We start from the raw sequence: 18,167 nt of genomic DNA, 5'->3' as shown, positions 1-18,167 counted from the left end.
GGGTTGCACGCACCCAGCGAAGTGGCGAACAGCTGGTGCTCCCGGCGCACCCTACGCTCGTATTCGACGGCGACAGGCAAAGAAAACCCCCGCCCTGCGCAGCAGGGCGGGGGCAAAGGGGGAGTTTGCCTCAGTGCGCGCCGGCGGCCTTGCTCAGGTCGCTTTCCTGCCACTGGTTGTAGACGCAGGCATCGTCCGCGGCCCAGCGCACCAGAACCGGGGCGCCGGTTTGCAGGGGCGGGGTGCTGCCGGACAGCTCCTTCAGGGTCAGCTGGGTGCCGCCGGGGGTGGTCACGCTGCAGGTCAGGCTTTCGCCGAGGAACACGGTTTCCGCGACCCGCGCCTGGATCTCGTTCCAGCCGGCCGGCCGCGGCATGCTCCCGGCCTGCTGCGGGGTCAGCACCTGGGCTTTCTCCGGGCGCACCATCAGCAGCAGTTCCTGGCCCTCGGCGATGCCCACGGTGGGGCGAACGATCAGGGTCTGGCCCTCGAAACTGGCCGCCGCGTGGCCCTGGGCCTTGATCTTGAGAAAGTTGGAGTTGCCGAGGAAAGAGGCGACGAAGGCGTTCGGCGGGTTCTGGTACAGGTCGTAGCCGCTGCCCAGGCCAACGATCCGGCCGTGGCTGAAGATGGCGATGCGCTGCGACAGGCGCATGGCTTCTTCCTGGTCATGGGTCACATAGACGATGGTGATGCCGAGGCGACGGTGCAGGTGGCGCAACTCGTCCTGCAGGTCCTCGCGCAGTTTCTTGTCGAGGGCGCCGAGCGGCTCGTCCATCAGCAGGATGCGCGGCTCGTAGACCAGGGCGCGGGCGATCGCCACGCGCTGTTGCTGGCCGCCGGAGAGCTGGGCCGGGCGCCGGTGGGCGAACTGCTCCAGTTGCACCAGCTTGAGCATGGCCTCGACCTGGCGCTCGCGCTCGCCGCGCGCCTGCTTGCGAATGTCCAGGGGGAAGCCGATGTTGTCGCGCACGTTCAGGTGCGGGAACAGCGAGTAGCGCTGGAACACCATGCCGATGTCGCGCTTGTGCGGCGGTACCTTCACCAGGGATTTACCGTCGACCAGGATCTCCCCGCTGCTGGGCGTCTCGAAGCCGGCCAGCATCGACAGGGTAGTGCTCTTGCCCGAGCCACTGGAGCCGAGGAAGGTGAGGAACTCGCCCTCCTGGATGTCGAGGGAAATATCGTCCACGGCGACGAAGTCGCCATAGTGCTTGTTCAGGTTGCGCAGGCTGACCAGCGGTAGCGGTGCCTGGCTGCGGCTGTCTTGGATTACGGCACTCATGGGGCTTTCCTCATGGCTCAGGCGCTGGGTTCGTTGCGCCGACGCAAGGCGGCGGCGATCAGCATGATCAGGATCGACAGGGCGATCAGCAGGGTCGAGGCTACTGCGATTACCGGCGTCAGGTCCTGGCGCAGGGTGGTCCACATCTTCACCGGCAGGGTCTGCAGGCTCGGGCTGGCCATCATCACGCTCAGCACCACCTCGTCCCATGACACCAGGAAGGCGAACAGCGCGCCGGCCACCATGCCGGGGCGGATGGCCGGGAAGGTCACCTTGATCACCGCCTGCAGGCGCGAGGCGCCGCAGATCACGGCGGCGTCCTCGATCGACTGGTCGAACAGTTTCAGCGAGTTGATGATGGAAATGATGGTGAAGGGCAGGGCCACTATCACGTGGCTGACCACGAAGGCGAACAGCGTGCCGGTGTAGCCCAGCTTGAGGAACAGGGCGTAGATGGCAACGGCGATGATCACCAGCGGCACGATCATCGGCAGGGTGAACAGGGCGTAGAGCAACTCCCGACCGGGGAACCTGCCGCGCACCAGGGCGAAGGCGCTGGGCAGGCCGAGGGCCACGGCGCAAAGGGTGGTCAGCAGCGCGACCTTGAGGCTGGTATAGGCCGACTCCATCCACTCCACGTTGGCGAAAAACTGCTCGTACCATTTCAGCGTCCAGCCCGGCGGCGGGAACACCAGCCACTGCGACGAGCCGAACGACAGCAGCACGATGAACACGATCGGCAGCAGCAGGAAGGCGGCGATGGCCCCCGTGGTGAGGTAGAGGCCGACGCGCAGGCGCGGCCCCATGGCGTTGGGTGAAAGCAGCATGGCTTACCTCGCTGTACTGGAAGCCACCGGCGATTCCGGTTGCAGCTTCAGATAGGCGTAGAACAGCAGCAGGGTGATGGCGATCAGCAGCGCGGCGGCGGCACTGGCCAGGCCCCAGTTGAGGAAGGACTGCACCTGCTGGACGATGAACTCCGGCAGCATCATGTTCTGCGCGCCACCGAGCAGGGCCGGGGTGACGTAGTAACCGAGCGACATGACGAACACCATCAGGCCGCCGGAGAACAGCCCAGGCCGACACAGCGGCAGGAACACCCGGAAGAAGTTGCGCCAGGGGCTGGCGCCACAGATCGAGCCGGCCTGCAGCACCATGGGGTCGATGGCGCTCATGGTGGCCTGCAGCGGCAGCACGATGAAGGGGATCATGATGTAGCTCATACCGATCACCACGCCGGTCAGGTTGTGCACCATCTCCAGCGGCTGGTCGATCAGGCCCATGGCCATCAGCGCCTTGTTGATCACCCCGGAGGCCTGCAGCAGCACCAGCCAGGAGTAGGTGCGTGCCAGCAGGCTGGTCCACATCGACAGCAGCACGATGCTCAGCAGCCAGCGACCCCAGCCGCGTGGTGCCAGGGTGATCGCCCAGGCCAGCGGGAAGCCCAGCAGCAGGCTGATCAGGGTGACCAGGCCGGCGACGGCGAAGGTATTGAACAGCACGCGGGCATAGGCCGAGTTGGCGAACAGGGTTTCGTAGTTGCCCAGACCCGGCTCCGGTTCCAGCACCCCGCGCAGCAGCAGGCCGATCAGCGGGGCGAGGAAGAACAGGCTGAGAAACAGCAGGGCGGGCAGCAGCGGGAGCGAACCTTTCCAGCGAGCCAGGCGCGCCGAGCGGGGAGTGCCGCCGGCGGGTGACTGGGTCAACTGCACGGCGGCGATCTTCATTTCAGCAGCCACTCATTCCAGCGGGCGGCAATGGTGTTGCCATGCTCGGCCCAGTAGGCGAAGTCCAGGGTAACCTGGTCGGCGGCGTGAGCCGTGGGCAGGCTGGGCGCCAAGTCGGCTTCCAGGTGCGGGACGGAATCCAGATTCACCGGTGCATAGGCGGTCAGGTTGGCGAACTCGGCCTGGCCCTCGGCACTGCTGGCGGCAGCGAGGAATTTCATCGCGGCATCCTTGTTCTTGGCGCCCTTGGGGATGACCAGAAAATCGGCCATCACCAGGTTCTGCTTCCAGCTTACGCCTACCGATGCGCCTTCCTGTTCCAGTGCATGAATGCGGCCGTTCCAGAATTGGCCGAGGCTGGCCTCGCCGGAGGCCAGCAGCTGTTGCGACTGGGCGCCGCCGCCCCACCAGACGATGTCCTTCTTGATGCTGTCGAGTTTCTTGAAGGCGCGATCCAGATCGAGCGGATACAGCTGCTCGGGCGTTACGCCGTCGGCCAGCAGGGCCAGTTCCAGCACGCCGGGGCTCGGCCATTTGTAGAGGGCGCGCTTGCCCGGGTAGGTGGCGGTGTCGAACAGAGCGCTCCAGTCCTGCGGCTGCTTGCCGCCCAGACGACGCTCGTTGTAGCCGAGCACGAAGGAGAAGAAGAAAGAGCCGACGCCGTGGTCGGAAACGAAGCGCGGATCGATGCGCTCGCGGTCGATGACGTTGAAGTCGAGCGGCTCCAGCAAGCCTTCGCGGGCAGCGCGCAGGGCGAAGTCGGCTTCCACGTCGACCACATCCCACTGCACGTTGCCGCTTTCGACCATGGCCTTGAGCTTGCCGTAGTCGGTGGGCCCATCCTGCAGCACGCGAATGCCGGTGGCTTCACTGAAGGGCGCGGCCCAGGCCTGTTTCTGCGCTTCCTGGGTGGTGCCGCCCCAGCTGACGAAGCTGAGGTTATCGGCTGCGGTGGCCGTGCCTGCGGTTATGGCCATCAGTGCGGTGGCGATTACCGCGGTAGCTGTTTTCTTGAACACCATCTTGCTTGCCCTCGTTGTTGTGTTTGTACGCAAGCGGGCTTTTGCGATGCCCGCTTTTCAGGGAGCAGTGGCCCACCAGGGGCTTTAACAGTGGCCTTACCGATGCTGTTGTTGGTGCTTTCCCATGACTGGGGGCAGTGGTAATAATTACGGCCTACGGGATGTCATATTATGGTATTCCAAAAGTTGTGCAAGACCTAATCGATGGCATTTTTCGCGGTGAGTGCAGGGGACTGCCGGGCGGCTGCGTAGGTGGCCACCAGGCGCTTCGGTAAGTGTTTGAAATAGAAAAACAAGTGCGCCTGAGCACGATCTGGCGAGGCTGCTGGAGGATGGCACCGGAGCGGCGCCATCCGTCAGCTCGTGGTCATCCCTGGAAGGGGATGCTTTCCACAACTTCCAGGTCATAGCCCGTCAGGCCGGCATATTTGAGCGGCGGGCCGAGGTGGCGCAGCTTGCCCACACCCAGGTCCTGGAGGATCTGCGCGCCGGTGCCCACTTCGGAGTAGATGCGCGACTGCGAACGGCTGAACTGCCGACGTGCTTGGGTCAGTTGCGGTACGCGCTCGAGCAGCGCCTGCGACGATTCGTTGTTGGCCAGCACCACGACAACCCCGTGGCCGGCCTCGGCCACCTTCTGCAGGGCCGCCCACAGCGTCCAGTTCTGCGGGCCGTTGTACTCGGCACCAACCAGGTCGCGCAGCGGGTCGATCACATGCACGCGCACCAGGGTGGCCTCGTCGCGGCGGATGTCGCCCATCACCATGGCCATATGCACGCCGCCTTCGATGCGGTCCTCGTAGGTCACCAGGCGAAAGGTGCCATGCACCGTGGGCAGTTCGCGTTCGCCGATGCGGCTGACGGTGTGCTCGGTGCTCAGGCGGTAATGGATGAGGTCGGCGATGGTGCCGATCTTGATGCCGTGCTTCTCGGCGAAGGTTTCCAGATCGGGACGGCGGGCCATGCTGCCGTCTTCGTTCATCACCTCGACTATCACCGCCGCCGGGCTCAGCCCGGCCAGGCGCGCCAGGTCGCAGCCGGCCTCGGTGTGGCCGGCGCGGGTCAGCACGCCGCCCTCACGGGCGCGCAGGGGGAAGATATGGCCCGGCTGGACCAGGTCGTCCGCGCAGGCTTCGGGCGCCACGGCGGTGAGCACGGTGAGGCAGCGGTCGGCGGCGGAGATACCGGTGGTCACCCCCTGCGCCGCCTCGATGGAGACGGTGAAGGCGGTGGCGAAGGCGCTGCCGTTGGCCGGCACCATCTGCTCCAGACCCAGGCGCTGGCAGTGTTCGTCGGTCAGGGTCAGGCAGATCAGGCCGCGCGCCTCGCGCGCCATGAAGTTGATCGCTTCAGGCGTGCATTTCTCGGCCGCCAGCAGCAGATCGCCTTCGTTCTCGCGATCCTCGTCGTCGACCAGCAGCACCATCTTGCCTTGGCGGAAGTCTTCGATGATTTCTTCGATGGGGTTGAATGGCATGTCGGGGTCCCGGGTGTGGATGTCGGTGAGCTTTAATGGTATACCATAATACCGTATTAACCGAAGCCTGGACGACCACCATGAAGGCCTACTGGATTGCCCACGTCGATGTCACCGACCCTGCTCGATACGCCGAATACACCAGCCGTGCCCCTGCGGTGTTCGCCCACTTCGGTGGTCGACTGCTGGCCCGCGGCGGTCGCAGCGAAGCGCTGGAGGGCAGAGCCACGCCGCAGCGCAGTGTGGTGATCGAGTTCGAGTCCTATGAACAGGCGCTGGCCTGCTACCGCTCTGCGCAATACCAGGCGGCCTGCGCCCATCGCGTGGGCGCTGCGCAGGCTGAAGTAATCATAGTCGAGGGCATCTAGGCCGGCCTCGGCCTAACCGCAGCCCGGATGCAATCCGGACAAGCGTGCCCCGGATTGCATCCGGGCTACCAAGGTGAACCGGCTCGTAGGGTGCGCCGTGCGCACCGAGGCAGATACGCGACGCGGTTTGGCGCCTTAGCGGATAAAGTGCACTCTGCCGCAGTCGTCGTTACCCATGTAGATGCCGTAGACGCCCGCCTGGCGTTCTTCGATATAGCGCTCGAGAATCTGCCGGATGGCCGGGTAGTAGATGCTCTCCCAGGGGATTTCCTCGGGTGCGAAGAAGCGGTAGGCAAGGGTTTCCGGGCCGTGCTGGCCGCTGATCTGCAGGACGGTGGCGCGGAAGATGATGTACACCTCGCTGATCTTCGGCACGCTGAAGATGGAGTAGGGCGAGACGATCTCGGCGCGGATGCCGCTTTCCTCCCAGACTTCGCGCAGGGCGGCCTGTTCGGTGGTTTCGCCGTTTTCCATGAAGCCGGCCGGCAGCGTCCAGGTGCCCGGCCGCGGCGGGATGGCGCGCTGGCACAGCAGGTACTTGCCGTCCTGCTCGATGATGCAGCCGGCGATGACCTTGGGATTTTCGTAGTGGATGTAGCCGCAGGCCGCGCAGATCAGCCGTTCGTGGGTGTCCCCGACCGGCTGCCGGCGGCTGAGGCCGGCGTCGCCGCATTGCGGACAGAAGCGCGGGCTGGGCATGGCGTCAACGTCCTATGCGCGGCTCGTTGAGCGCGATGGGGGGGACGAAGTCGCGAACCTCGCCCGGCTCGTCCTGCTTGGACTTGAGGTAGTCCAGCGCCACCTTGGCTGCGGCGCGCACGTGGTCCACCGAGGCCTGGTGCGCCGCCAGCGGGTCGCCACTCTTGATCGCCTCGACGATGCGCTCCATTTCCTGGTTGCTGCTGCCACGGCGGTTGCTCTGCGACACCGAGGTGGCGCGCAGGTAGCTGATGCGGGCCTGCAGTTGGCGCAGCTGGGTCGCCGCGATCTGGTTACCGGAGCCTTCGAGCAGTACGTCGTAGAAACCCTGCACGGAATCGAGCACCTGCTGCAATTCGCCGCTTGCCAGCACCTTGCGGTTCTCCTCCAGCGCCTTTTCCAGGGCGCGGATGTCCTTGGGCTTGGCATTGAGGGTGAACAGCTGGACGATCAGCCCTTCGAGCACGCAACGCAGCTCGTAGATGTCGCGTGCGTCTTCCAGGGTGATGATGGCCACGCGCGGACCTTTGGCGCCGGCGAACTCCACCAGTCCTTCGGACTCCAGGTGACGCAGTGCTTCGCGCACCGAGGTGCGGCTGACGCCCAGGCGGTCGCACAGGTCGCGTTCCACCAGCCGATCGCCAGGCAGCAGTTGAAAGTTCATGATGGCGCCGCGCAACTTGTCGAGCACGATTTCGCGCAGGGTGACGGGGTTGCGATTAACCTTGAAGCTATCGTCGAGTGGCAGGCGTTTCATGGGTTCCGCTCTTTTGAGGCTATCCGTAGAAAAACAACGAAGGAGCACCCGAGGGCGCTCCTTCAACAGTTTCACCGGCCCTACTGCTCCGCCTCAGCTTCAGCGAAAGCTTCGCGAGCGATGCGGAAGCTGTCCACTGCTGCAGGTACGCCGCAATAGATGCCGACCTGCAACAGGATCTCGCGGATCTGCTCACGGCTCAGGCCATTGCGCAGGGCGCCGCGAATGTGCAGCTTTAGCTCATGAGGGCGATTGAGGGCCGAAATCATCGCCAAGTTTATCATGCTGCGCTCTTTCAGCGATAAACCCTCGCGCCCCCACACGTGGCCCCAGCAATACTCGGTGACCAGCTCCTGAAGCGGCCGGTTGAAGTCATCGGCGTTCTCGATGGATTTGTTGACGTAGGCCTCGCCCAGCACCTGGGTGCGAATGGCCAGGCCCTTGTCGTATTTCTCGTTGCTCATGTGCTTGTCCTTCTGTGGTTACAGGCCACCCATGAGGGTGTACTTGATCTCCAGATAGTCTTCGATACCGTATTTAGAGCCTTCACGGCCCAGGCCCGATGACTTGACGCCGCCGAAGGGGGCCACCTCGGTGGATATCAGCCCCTCGTTGATGCCGACCATGCCATATTCCAGCGACTCGCTCATGCGCCAGGCGCGGCCCAGATCCTTGGTATAGCAGTAGGCGGCCAGGCCGTACTCGGTGTCATTGGCTAGGTGCACGGCCTCGGCTTCGTCGGTGAAGCGGAACACCGCGGCCAGGGGGCCGAAGGTTTCCTCGCGTGCCACCTTCATCTCAGCCGTTACATCGGCCAGCACCGTCGGCAGGAAGAAACCGTGGCCCAGCGGATGGCGCTCACCACCGGCGATCAGGCGTGCGCCTTTGGCCAGCGCGTCCTGCACATGGTCGGCGACTTTCTCCACCGCGCGCTGGTTGATCAGCGGGCCGAGCTTGACGCCCTCGGCGAAGCCATCGCCCACCGCCAGTTCGGCGACCCGTTCGGCCAGCCGCGCGACGAAGGCGTCGTGAATGCCGTCCTGCACCAGGAAGCGGTTGACGCACACGCAGGTCTGTCCGGCGTTGCGGTACTTGGCGATCAGCGCGCCTTCCACGGCCTTTTCCAGATCGGCGTCGTCGAAGACGATGAACGGCGCGTTACCGCCCAGCTCCAGCGAAACCTTCTTCAGGGTATTGGCAGACTGCGCCATCAGCAGCTTGCCGATCGGCGTCGAGCCGGTGAAGGAGAGCTTGCGCACCAGCGCGCTGCTGGTCAGCTCGCCGCCGATGGCCACGGCGTCGCCAGTGACCACATTGAGCACGCCGGCGGGAATGCCGGCTTGTTCGGCGAGGACCATCAGGGCCAGCGCGCTGAAGGGGGTTTCCGGTGCTGGCTTGATGATGCAGGTGCAGCCGGCGGCCAGGGCCGGGCCGACCTTGCGAGTGATCATCGCCGCCGGGAAGTTCCACGGTGTGATCGCAGCGACCACGCCGATCGGCTCCTTGCTGACGACGATGCGTGCATCGCCCTTGTGGCTCGGGATGGTGTCGCCGTAGACGCGTTTGGCTTCCTCGGCGAACCATTCGATGAAACTGGCGGCGTAAAGGATCTCGCCCTTGGCCTCGGCCAGTGGCTTGCCTTGCTCGAGGGTAAGAATGCGCGCCAGTTCGTCGGTGTGATCGAGAATCAGCGCATGCCAGCGCTTGAGCAGGTTGCTGCGTTCCTTGGCGGTCAGTGCCCGCCAGGCCGGCCAGGCGCCATTGGCCGCAGTGATGGCCTGACGTGCCTCTGCCGCGCCCATGTGCGGCACGCTGCCGATCTGCTGGCCGTTGGCTGGGTTGAAGATGGCCTGGGTCGCGCCGTCCCGGGCATCGAGCCAGTGCCCGTCGATATAGGCCTGTTGGCGCAGCAAAGCATTCATGGCGGCTCCCTTGAAAGGTGCGGGCAGCGAGCGCGGCGGCTCGCTGCGACGAATAAACGGGGCTCTGTACGAGTTAGCTGTCGAACGCCCTGTAGGAGCGGATTTATCCGCGAAAATCGCGGCTGAAGCCGCTCCTACAGCAGCTAGATCGGCGCAGCGACAGCCAAATACGACATGGCCCAACAAGACCGCGACCGAGGGTGAGTGGGCGCGGTCGTAAGCGGGTATCAGGCGATGGAGGGCAGGGCGCCGAGCTTGCCGCGGTGGTAAACCATGGGCGTCACCTCCTGCTCGGGCAGGATCAGGTTCTGCACCGCACCGACGATGATGGCGTGATCGCCACCGTCGTACTCGCGCCACAGTTCGCACTCGATGATAGCGGTCGCCTTGCTCAGCAGCGGGTTGCCAAGTTCGCTCAGCGTCCATTCGATACCCTGTGCCTTGTCCTTGCCCTTGCCGGCGAAAGCGTAGGCTTCGGCCTGCTGGTCGGCGCATAGCAGGTGGATGGCGAAGCGCTTGCTGTCGCGCAGGATCGGGTAGGTGTCAGAGGCGTAGTTAGGGCAGAACAGCACCAGCGCCGGGTCGATCGACAGGGCGCTGAAGGCGCTGGCGGTGATGCCGACGATGCCGCCTTCGCTGTCCAGGGTGGTCACCACGGTGACGCCGGACGGGAAGGAGCCCATCACTTCTTTATAAATGCCGGGTTCGATCATTTTAGGAATCTCCTAGCGCATCACGAAAGGGTCGGGCATGGGCGCCTGCGAGAGGTTGATCCACACCGTCTTGAGCTCGGTGTAGGCCAGCACCGAATCGATGCCGCTCTCGCGGCCATAGCCGCTATTGTGGAAGCCGCCGATCGGCGCCATGGCAGATACCGCGCGGTAGGTGTTGATCCATATGATCCCGGAGCGCACATCGCGCGCCATGCGGTGGGCGCGGCCGAGGTCGCGAGTCCAGATGCCGGCGGCGAGACCGAACTGCGAGTCGTTGGCCATGGCCAACGCCTCAGCCTCGTCCTTGAAGCGGATCACCGAGGCCACCGGGCCGAACACTTCTTCCTGCATGATCTTCATCGAGTGACGGTCACACTCGAACAGGGTCGGTTCGTAGTACCAACCCTTGGCGTCGATTTCGGGACGCTTGCCGCCCATGCGCAGGCGGGCGCCTTCAGCCTGGGCTTCGGCGACCAGACCTTCGACCACTGCGAGCTGCTGGGCGGTGGCCATGGGGCCCATCTCGCTGGCGTCGTCCTGCGGGTTGCCGATGCGGATGCGCTTGGCGCGTTCGATCAGACGCTCGACGAACTCGTCGTAAATCTCGTCCTGTACCAGCAGGCGTGAGCCCGCTACGCAGCTCTGTCCGGAGGCGGCATAGATGCCGGCCACGGCGCCGTTGATGGCGCTGTCCAGATCGGCGTCGGCGAAGATGATGTTGGGCGATTTGCCGCCCAGTTCCAGCGACAGCTTGGCGAAGTTCTCCGCGCTGCTGCGCACCACGTGACGGGCAGTGGCGGCACCGCCGGTGAAGGCGATCTTGCGTACCAGCGGATGACGGGTCAGCGCCGCGCCGGTGCTCGGGCCGAAGCCGGTGACCACATTAACCACACCTGCCGGGAAGCCAGCCTCCAGTGCCAGGCGCGCCAGCTCGAGGATGGTCGCCGAGGCATGCTCGGAGGGCTTCAGGACGATGGTGTTACCGGCCGCCAGGGCTGGTGCCAGCTTGATCGCGGTCAGGTACAGCGGGCTGTTCCAGGGGATGATGCCTGCCACCACGCCGATCGGCTCGTGCACCGTGTAGCCGAACATTTCCGGCTTGTCGAGGGGCAGGGTGCCGCCTTCGAGCTTGTCGGCCAGGCCCGCGGTGTAGTGAAAGAACTCTGGTAGGTAGCCGACCTGTCCGCGGGTCTCGCGGATCAGCTTGCCGTTATCGCGGCTTTCCAGCTGGGCCAGGTGCTCCTTGTTCTCGGCGATCAGATCACCCAGGCGGCGCAGCAGCTTGCCGCGCGCGGTGGCCGACAGGCTGCGCCAGGCCGTGCTTTCGAAGGCATGCTGTGCGGCCTGCACGGCGCGCTCGACGTCCTGTTCGTCGGCATCCGGCAGTTCGGCCCAGGGTTCGGCCAGAGCCGGGTTGAGGCTCTGAAAGGTCTTGCCGGAGAGCGCATCGACCCATTGGCCGTCGATGCACATCTGGAAGCGGGCGAGTGTCATGCGACTATCCCCTTTGCTTGGTTGCGCAGGTTCTGGGCCTGCTCGAGGAAGTTAAGGAGAACCTGATTGACCAGGCGCGGCGACTCCACGGGCATCATGTGGCGCTGTTCGGGCAGAACCGCGACCTGGGCGCCGGGAATGCGCTCGGCCAGCTGCCTGGCCATGTCCGGGGTGGAGCCCGGGTCCAGTTCACCAGTGGCGATCAGGGTCGGCACGCAAATGCTGCCCAGATCTTCGGCGCGATACATGTCTTGGGTCGCGAACAGCTCGTAGGTGGTCAGATAGCCCTGCGGGTCGTTGCCTGCTAGCGTCTGTCGGATAGCTGCGATCTGCGCCGGGTTAGCCGCCTGGTATTCGCGACTGAACCAGCGCGACAGGGCTTGCTCTGCGTTGGCATCCGGGCCGTGTTCGGCCGCCTGGCGAGTGCGTTCGATTACCCCGGCGCGCTGGTCGCTGCTGCGGTTGAACACACTGTTGAGTACTACCAGGCCATCGATTTGCTGCGGGTGGTGCAGAGCGAAAGCTCGCGCTACCAAGCCGCCCATGGAGAAGCCGATGACGGTGGCATGGTCGATCTGCAGGTGTTCGAGCAGCTCGCGCAACTGCTCGGCATAGCCGGGCAGGCCCGTGCCCGGCTGCGGGCGCGGGCTGGCGCCGTGGCCGAGCATGTCGTAGGCGATGACCTGGAAATGAGGTGCCAGACCGACGATCTGACCACCCCACATTTCCTTGTTCAGGCCGACCCCGTGGATCAGCACCACAGGATGTCCTTGGCCGGTGGCCAGGTAGCTGGTGCCGGCCGGGGTGGATTTAGCGGTGAGCCGAATCATGGAGAGCTCCTGCACGGGCCTTGAGGGATCACTGCGCCTGTTCTGCGGCCAGTTCTTCCAGGTCGATGTAGCGGTTGCCGATGCGCGGGTGCAGGCGGCCACCGTTGGCAGCTCCGAGCACGACCACGATTTCGTCGGCGCGCGGCGCATCCTCTATCTGCATTTCCAGGGTGATGTAGTGCGAGCGCAGGCCCTCGTCGTCTTTGTGCATCATCGGAATCTGGATCGAGGTGCCCGGGCCGCCGCGCTTGTTGGTGAAGCTCAGGTAGCTCTTGGCATCGACCGCCTGGCGGTAATGGTTGCCAAAGCGCAGGGTGTGGATCACCGCTGACGCATGCTCGATCTCGCCATCGGCGCCGACCACAGCGGCCTTGCCGTAGGCTTCGATATTAGCCGCGCCGCCGATGGCTGCTGTCAGGCGCTCGACCATCATGGCGCCCAGCTCGGAGCAGTTGGCCTTGATTTCGGGCTTGAGGTCTTCGACGAAACCGCGGCCGAGCCAGGGGTTCTTGATCACTACGGCGAGGCCGACCATGGTCACCGGCTTGTCGGTGGCCTTGCCGCCTTCAATCAGGGTTTCCTCGATATAGCTGACGATCTTGCGGATCTCGAAACTCATGGATGTGCTCCTGTGTGCTGTGGGTTCGGATGCTGTCTGGCATCGATAAGTTCGTATCATGGTATACCATAATACGAGATGCGCAAGTCAAGCTTTGTCGTGTTCCTACAGCGCCCGTCGGACAAGGCTTCTGGCACAAAGACCATTAATCGGGGACTTTCCAATAAGGCGTTGAAAATGCCGATTGGTTGATGGTATACCGTAATACATAGCAAGGTTTGGCATGTATCCGGGTAGCGCAATCCTTGCCTGCAATCAGTCACACGCATTAGAAAGTGAGTGGTTCCAGGCAGGGTTATCCATCGGTCAGCCGAGCCGGCACTTGCGACGCCCCATTGGTTCACAACAAAAACAAGGAGACGCCTGTGAGCGAACGTCCCAAGAACCACCTCGAACGCGTGTTCGCAGGTGTCAATCCGACCATGGCGATCGCCTCGATCACCATGGTCCTCGCCTTCGTGCTGTTCACTGTGACCAACGCCGAGCTGGCCAACGGTATCTATACCGCTACCAAGTCCTGGATCGAGGGCTCACTGGGCTGGTACTACGTAGCCGTCGTTAGTTCGGTGCTGTTCTTTACCGTCTGGGTCGGTTTCAGCCGATTTGGCACTTTGCGCCTGGGCAAGGACGATGAGCGCCCCGAGTTCAGCAACTTCTCCTGGTTCGCCATGCTGTTCAGCGCCGCAGTTGGCACCGGCCTACTGTTCTGGAGTATCGCCGAGCCGCTGATGCACATGCAGGGCAACCCCTACATGGACATGGCCGGGGTCGCGGCTGGCAGCGCTGAGGCCGCGCAGATCGCCCTGCGCATCACCATGTTCCACTGGGGCCTGCACGGCTGGTGCATCTATATCGTGGTCGGCCTGGTGCTGGCCTATTTCACCTATCGCCGCGGCCTGCCGCTGACCATCCGCTCGGCGCTGTATCCGCTGCTGGGCGAGCGGATCCACGGTCCGATCGGCCATGCGGTGGACTTGCTGGCGATCTTCAGCACCCTGTTCGGCACCGCCACCACCCTGGGCCTGGGCGTTTCGCAGATGAACGCCGGGCTGAGCTACATGTTCGGCTGGGAAATCTCCACTACCAACCAATTGCTGCTGATTGCCGGCACCTCGGTGGTGGCGACCTTCTCCGCTGTCTCTGGCGTGCGCCGCGGCATCCTCTGGCTCAGCGAGTGGAATATCCGCCTGAGCAGCATTCTGTTCCTGTTCCTGCTGCTGGCCGGGCCGACCGTGTTCCTGCTGGGCTTGTATGCCACCAGCATCGGCGACTACCTGGCTCACTTCATTCCCATGGGGCTGTGGACCGACTCCGATCCGGAGCGCCAGTGGCAGGGCTGGTGGACGATCTTCTACTGGGGCTGGTGGCTGTCCTGGGGCCCGTTCGTCGGCATGTTCATCGCCCGTATCTCCCGTGGTCGCACCGTGCGCCAGGTGGTGGTGGGCGGGATGCTGGCTTCCACCCTCGGCGCCTTCCTGTGGATCGTGATCATGGGCGGCACCGGCGTCTACCTGCAGCTCAATGGTGTCGACCTGGCGAGCGTGGCCAACAGCGACCTGACCATGGTGCTTTACAAGACCATCGAAGGTCTGGGCGTGGAGTGGGCCATCCTGCCCATGGCCGGCCTGGCGACGCTGATGATCGTCAGCTGGTTCGTCACCTCGGCAGACTCGGCGACGCTGGTGATCTGCACCATCCTTTCCCAGGGCGACCACAACCCGCCGCAGCGCTACCGCATCATCTGGGGCCTGGGCCTCGGCGCCCTGGCCGGCGTGCTGTTGTTGGCCGGCGGCCTGCAGGGCCTGCAGGCGGCGACCATCGCGGCGGCTCTGCCGTTCTCCCTGGTGCTGCTGCTGATCTGCTACTGCCTGGTCAAGGCGCTGCATCAGGAGGAAAGTGCACTGCAGCGCACTGCCGAACCGAGGGTGGGCGCTCGCGTCTCTTGATGCTACTCACAGAGCCGAGGCACTGGGTTAACCCCGGTGCCTTGTGCTTTGTCTATTGACTCGCAGGAATGACTCACTCGTTACCTGAGCGCCCTGATTTAGATAGGGTCTCCCCCGCTATATCGATGTCTGTTCCAAGCTGATCGCAATGAGGAGTGCTAGGCACGCGCCGAGGCCAGCGCTGCTGGGTGTTTGCGTTATGCACAGCACGCCGATGCATGCATTGGGTGCCGTCTCCAACCCTCGTGCAGACTGCTTTCCGGGCCAACGAAGTGCCGCCCCCTTTTATCTTGCCCTCCGCTTATTCCCTGCTTTTGTGCGCCTGAGCAGGGTAAACAGGCATGGTGATGTTAAGGATCTCGCCGCCGCTGTGCGGTAGCCGAGGGCAGAGGTAACCGCAGGTCCGCAGTGCTTGAATGCGCAGGCTGAGCACACGCTATCGACATCTAGATCGACGCGATAACCGACAGCTCATCGACATGAGTCTGATCACAAGAGCTGCGCCCGAGCGCTCACCGCGCCGACAGACACCTGACCGACGTAGCGACTGTTGAATCACTTCGGGTTTGTGCTGCTGAGCAGGAGCCGTTCCTCTCCAACTAGGCGCCGGCAGCTGTGCCAGGCTGGCAACGCGCGACCCTGTCGATCTCTGCGCAAGAGCCTGGCAACAAGGACGCCATTGATGCGTATCACCTCTGACGACCTTGCATGCACACGTGCTGCGGTCCCGTCGCCGCCACGGTCTTCAACAGCGGTGCGTTCGCCAGCAGGTAGCCGTACTGCGCAGCCATTGCATTGCCTCCGGTGGTCGGTGAACCAGCATCAGATCGCCAGGCGCCAGTGAATTGACCGGTCAAGTGCGATACCAGTCGGCAGGCACGTTGTCGGATGTGTTGTAGATCAGTCGTGGTGGCGACGTAGCGAGCGTTGCCCAACCCAGGGCGATTATGCTGTCTGCGAGTAGTGTCAGCGGTCGCCATGTCTGGTGAGTACCTATGCCTAATGACAAGGCCTGCTGCTTCAGCAACTCGCGCAGCATTTCCGCCATGGTCACGCCGGGGCGAAGGTCGCCAGCTTGAGGTGCGTGCGTAGCACCGGCGTCACGTCTAGCGTCAGCCGAGTGCTGTAGCGCTCGACATTTCCGTTGTCGATGACAGCGCCCTGGCGTATCCAGGCCTTGGCCTGCGGATCGGTCAGCGGGAGTGCACCGACATCGATGCGCTTGCCGCTCATGGCGACCACCTCAGCAACTCGTCCACCAGGCTGCTGACCTCGCGCGCCGCGGCGCTGTCCGGTGCCAGTTCTCGCGCCAGGCGGCCAGCCGCCACGCTCTCGGCGAAGACGATGCGCTGGCGTATTTCGGCTTGTAGCGCCGGCAGCGGTTGGTCGGCCAATGCGCCGCGTGCCTCGCGGCCGATCACTGTGGTGCTGACGCGGCGGTTGATGGCAAACGCCGCGCGCAGCGTGGGCCTGAAGACCTGCGCCTCGCGGATCAGGTTGACCATCTCCGCGCTGGCCCACAGGTCGTAGGGGCTGGGCTGCACCGGGATCAACACGCGATCTGCCGCCAGCAACGCCGAGCGGGCGAGGGCGGCGATGCGCGGTGGCCCGTCGATGATCACGTGATCGGCGCGACGAGCGAACTCTGGGGCCTCCTGGTGCAGCGTCTCGCGCGCCAGTCCGACGGCACTGAACAGCCTGGGCAAGCCCTGCTGGCTGCGTCGCTGCGTCCAGTCCAGTGCCGAGCCCTGCGGGTCGGCATCGAGCAGGATGACGTTCTGCCCGCGCAGGGCCAGTTCGCCAGCGATATGGGTGGCCAGGGTGGTCTTGCCCACCCCGCCTTTCTGGTTGAGCAGGGCGACGATCATGGCCGGATCTCCCCGGCCAAACCACCCAAATCAGCAGCTGTCCACAAACGGGCGCTGCCCCAATAACAAGTTAGAGCTTTTAAGTTAGTTAAGTTAAGGGAGGCTGGAAGCCGCGCCAGCCGTGGTCTGTAGAGAAGTTCGTGCGCCTGATGGCACGAGAGTGATGCGCCTGATAGCACGTGCCGGCGTGCGCCTGATAGCACGACTGCATTCACAGCTTTTCCCGAAGTTATCCCCGTGCCGTTGACGGCACGCGCCGGAGATCCGCTCGCCTGGGGGGACAAGCGCTGCGATGTTTCAGCGGTTTCCTAGGTTGGGGTTGGCGCCGATCCCGGATCTGGGTGCGGGCAGGCTCGAGATAACTGCGCTCAGGAGAGGCGTCACGATCTGCCGCGCATCGTCCTCGTGCTGGAGTTAGCGCCGATGGTCGCCCTCCGGGCCTGTGCGCGTTTGCCGGAAACGGTCCAGGAGCGCGTTGAGGCGCTTCAGGTGACTTGGGAAAGGGCGCAGGTGGGGTAAAGCTGCTGGAGCGTTCTAAGGGGCTCTGGAGGCGTTTCTGGCCGCTGTCGTTGAGCGTGGCTCAAGGGTGAACAGGCGGGCAACTGGTCGAGCCTGGCCTGTTCGTGTGCGAGCTCGCGTCCCGCAGTCTCGCCCAACGGGCGGCATATGGCGTGTGTGGCAGCAGTCTCCGAATGTGCGGTTCTACGGCTTTCTGCAAAACCGGACAACCGCTTCGGTGGATTTCCGTAAATCCGTAAAAGCGTAAATCCGCTTCCCCACCAATCCGTAAAACCGTGGATACGGATCGACAGATTTGGGCAAAACCGTAAGACCGTAAGACCGTAACGGTCTCAATCAGCAGGAGAGACAACGCGGTTGCTCCAGCCTGATCGCCGGGTGCGCGCGCCGGTGCATCAACCTTCCGGGTGGGGCGCGCGGGTGGCCGGTAGGACAGGGGCGCAAAAAAACAAGGCACCGGGTCACCCCGGTGCCTTCTGCTGGGTTAGCGATTCCAGAACACGTGCACCTGCTCGAAGCCGGTCTCCAGGGTGAACAGGTCGCCGCTGTACTCCATGTCACGGGCCATGGCGCGGTAGTCGATGTACATGGCCAGGTGCTGCGGAATGCTTGTGGTTTCCTCGGTCAGTTCCTGGGCGTAGTCGGCCAGCGAGCTGTAGCAACCGCAGTAATCTTCCTCAGCCGCCTTGCGCGCCTGCTCCAGGTCGTTGAAGTGAGCGAGCAGGGCGCCGCCGAACTCGGGGTATTCCTTGATAAAGCACGCAATCTCATGGGCGCTCTCAAGGCCCTCGTACTCGCCGAGGCGGTAGCCGTCGAACCCCTCGAAGTCGTGAATGGCGTATTCCTCCGAACCCTCGACCGGTGAGGCCGCCAGCATGGCGCTGACCTGCGCCTGGATCTCGTCCAGCTCCAGGGTGGCAT

General features: G+C 64.1%; 17 protein-coding genes and 1 pseudogene. 2 read left to right on the top strand and 16 right to left on the bottom strand.

Annotation, left to right across the window (positions count from 1 at the left end; all coding sequences use genetic code 11):
- Positions 1–130 precede the first annotated feature (130 nt).
- From N5J71_RS13140 to ribBA, 5 genes are all read right to left on the bottom strand, one after another.
- Entirely contained in the window at positions 131–1,285 is a 1,155-nt protein-coding gene (locus N5J71_RS13140) for an ABC transporter ATP-binding protein (RefSeq protein WP_003118352.1), read from the bottom strand.
- A 17-nt stretch (positions 1,286–1,302) separates the two neighbouring features.
- A complete protein-coding gene (locus N5J71_RS13135) occupies positions 1,303–2,112 on the bottom strand; it encodes an ABC transporter permease (RefSeq protein WP_012019485.1) in 810 nt (269 codons plus the stop codon).
- Between the two features lie 3 nt (positions 2,113–2,115).
- Complete coding sequence (locus N5J71_RS13130; RefSeq protein WP_003118354.1) at positions 2,116–3,012, bottom strand: ABC transporter permease; 897 nt, start codon at positions 3,010–3,012, stop codon at positions 2,116–2,118.
- On the bottom strand, positions 3,009–4,034 hold the full coding sequence (locus N5J71_RS13125) for an ABC transporter substrate-binding protein (RefSeq protein ID WP_003118355.1): 1,026 nt from the start codon (positions 4,032–4,034) through the stop codon (positions 3,009–3,011). The genes N5J71_RS13130 and N5J71_RS13125 overlap by 4 nt, the downstream gene beginning before the upstream one ends.
- A 367-nt stretch (positions 4,035–4,401) precedes the next feature.
- Positions 4,402–5,511: a bifunctional 3,4-dihydroxy-2-butanone-4-phosphate synthase/GTP cyclohydrolase II gene (gene ribBA / locus N5J71_RS13120; protein ID WP_003118356.1), complete on the bottom strand. Its 1,110-nt coding sequence runs from the start codon at positions 5,509–5,511 to the stop codon at positions 4,402–4,404.
- 80 nt (positions 5,512–5,591) lie between these two features.
- Between ribBA and N5J71_RS13115 the strand changes: the two genes are divergently transcribed.
- The gene (locus N5J71_RS13115) at positions 5,592–5,879 is read left to right on the top strand and encodes a DUF1330 domain-containing protein (protein ID WP_003118357.1); all 288 of its coding nucleotides are present in this window, start codon (positions 5,592–5,594) and stop codon (positions 5,877–5,879) included.
- 135 nt (positions 5,880–6,014) lie between these two features.
- Here the strand turns inward: N5J71_RS13115 and N5J71_RS13110 are convergent, their stop codons facing one another.
- The 8 genes from N5J71_RS13110 to N5J71_RS13075 form a co-directional block, all read right to left on the bottom strand.
- Positions 6,015–6,578 carry an NUDIX hydrolase gene (locus tag N5J71_RS13110; protein ID WP_003118358.1) on the bottom strand — a complete coding sequence of 188 codons (564 nt, stop codon included), beginning with the start codon at positions 6,576–6,578 and terminating at the stop codon, positions 6,015–6,017.
- Between the two features lie 4 nt (positions 6,579–6,582).
- Positions 6,583–7,335 (bottom strand): GntR family transcriptional regulator, encoded by a 753-nt coding sequence (locus N5J71_RS13105; RefSeq protein ID WP_003118359.1) that lies wholly within the window; start codon positions 7,333–7,335, stop codon positions 6,583–6,585.
- Between the two features lie 80 nt (positions 7,336–7,415).
- Positions 7,416–7,799, bottom strand: coding sequence for a carboxymuconolactone decarboxylase family protein (locus tag N5J71_RS13100; RefSeq protein ID WP_003118360.1), 384 nt, complete (start codon positions 7,797–7,799; stop codon positions 7,416–7,418).
- An 18-nt stretch (positions 7,800–7,817) separates the two neighbouring features.
- Positions 7,818–9,257, bottom strand: a complete 1,440-nt coding sequence (locus N5J71_RS13095; protein ID WP_012019482.1) for an NAD-dependent succinate-semialdehyde dehydrogenase — start codon at positions 9,255–9,257, stop codon at positions 7,818–7,820.
- Positions 9,258–9,484: 227 nt separating this feature from the next.
- Positions 9,485–9,970 (bottom strand): flavin reductase family protein, encoded by a 486-nt coding sequence (locus N5J71_RS13090; protein WP_003118363.1) that lies wholly within the window; start codon positions 9,968–9,970, stop codon positions 9,485–9,487.
- A gap of 12 nt (positions 9,971–9,982) precedes the next feature.
- Positions 9,983–11,464, bottom strand: coding sequence for an aldehyde dehydrogenase (locus N5J71_RS13085; RefSeq protein WP_003118364.1), 1,482 nt, complete (start codon positions 11,462–11,464; stop codon positions 9,983–9,985).
- The gene (locus N5J71_RS13080) at positions 11,461–12,294 is read right to left on the bottom strand and encodes an alpha/beta fold hydrolase (protein ID WP_003118365.1); all 834 of its coding nucleotides are present in this window, start codon (positions 12,292–12,294) and stop codon (positions 11,461–11,463) included. Before N5J71_RS13080 ends, N5J71_RS13085 begins: the two co-directional genes overlap by 4 nt.
- Positions 12,295–12,322: 28 nt before the next feature.
- On the bottom strand, positions 12,323–12,913 hold the full coding sequence (locus N5J71_RS13075; RefSeq protein WP_003118366.1) for an amino acid synthesis family protein: 591 nt from the start codon (positions 12,911–12,913) through the stop codon (positions 12,323–12,325).
- Positions 12,914–13,278: 365 nt separating this feature from the next.
- Between N5J71_RS13075 and N5J71_RS13070 the strand changes: the two genes are divergently transcribed.
- Positions 13,279–14,859: a BCCT family transporter gene (locus tag N5J71_RS13070; RefSeq protein ID WP_003118368.1), complete on the top strand. Its 1,581-nt coding sequence runs from the start codon at positions 13,279–13,281 to the stop codon at positions 14,857–14,859.
- Positions 14,860–15,871: 1,012 nt separating this feature from the next.
- Here N5J71_RS13070 and N5J71_RS13065 read toward each other — a convergent pair.
- From N5J71_RS13065 to N5J71_RS13055, 3 genes and pseudogenes are all read right to left on the bottom strand, one after another.
- Positions 15,872–16,092: pseudogene (locus N5J71_RS13065) on the bottom strand (hypothetical protein); the annotation flags it as partial.
- On the bottom strand, positions 16,089–16,727 hold the full coding sequence (gene parA, locus N5J71_RS13060; protein ID WP_279916993.1) for a ParA family partition ATPase: 639 nt from the start codon (positions 16,725–16,727) through the stop codon (positions 16,089–16,091). The gene parA and the pseudogene N5J71_RS13065, both read right to left, overlap by 4 nt.
- A 1,003-nt stretch (positions 16,728–17,730) precedes the next feature.
- Positions 17,731–18,167, bottom strand: a 437-nt coding sequence (locus tag N5J71_RS13055) for an antirestriction protein ArdA (protein ID WP_279916992.1), incomplete at its 5' end; no start/stop codon positions are given.

The organism is Ectopseudomonas oleovorans (genome assembly GCF_029845265.1).
GTDB lineage: Bacteria > Pseudomonadota > Gammaproteobacteria > Pseudomonadales > Pseudomonadaceae > Aquipseudomonas > Aquipseudomonas oleovorans.
The sequence above is the reverse complement of the archived record's forward strand: the minus strand, read 5'-3'. Positions and strand labels throughout refer to the sequence as shown.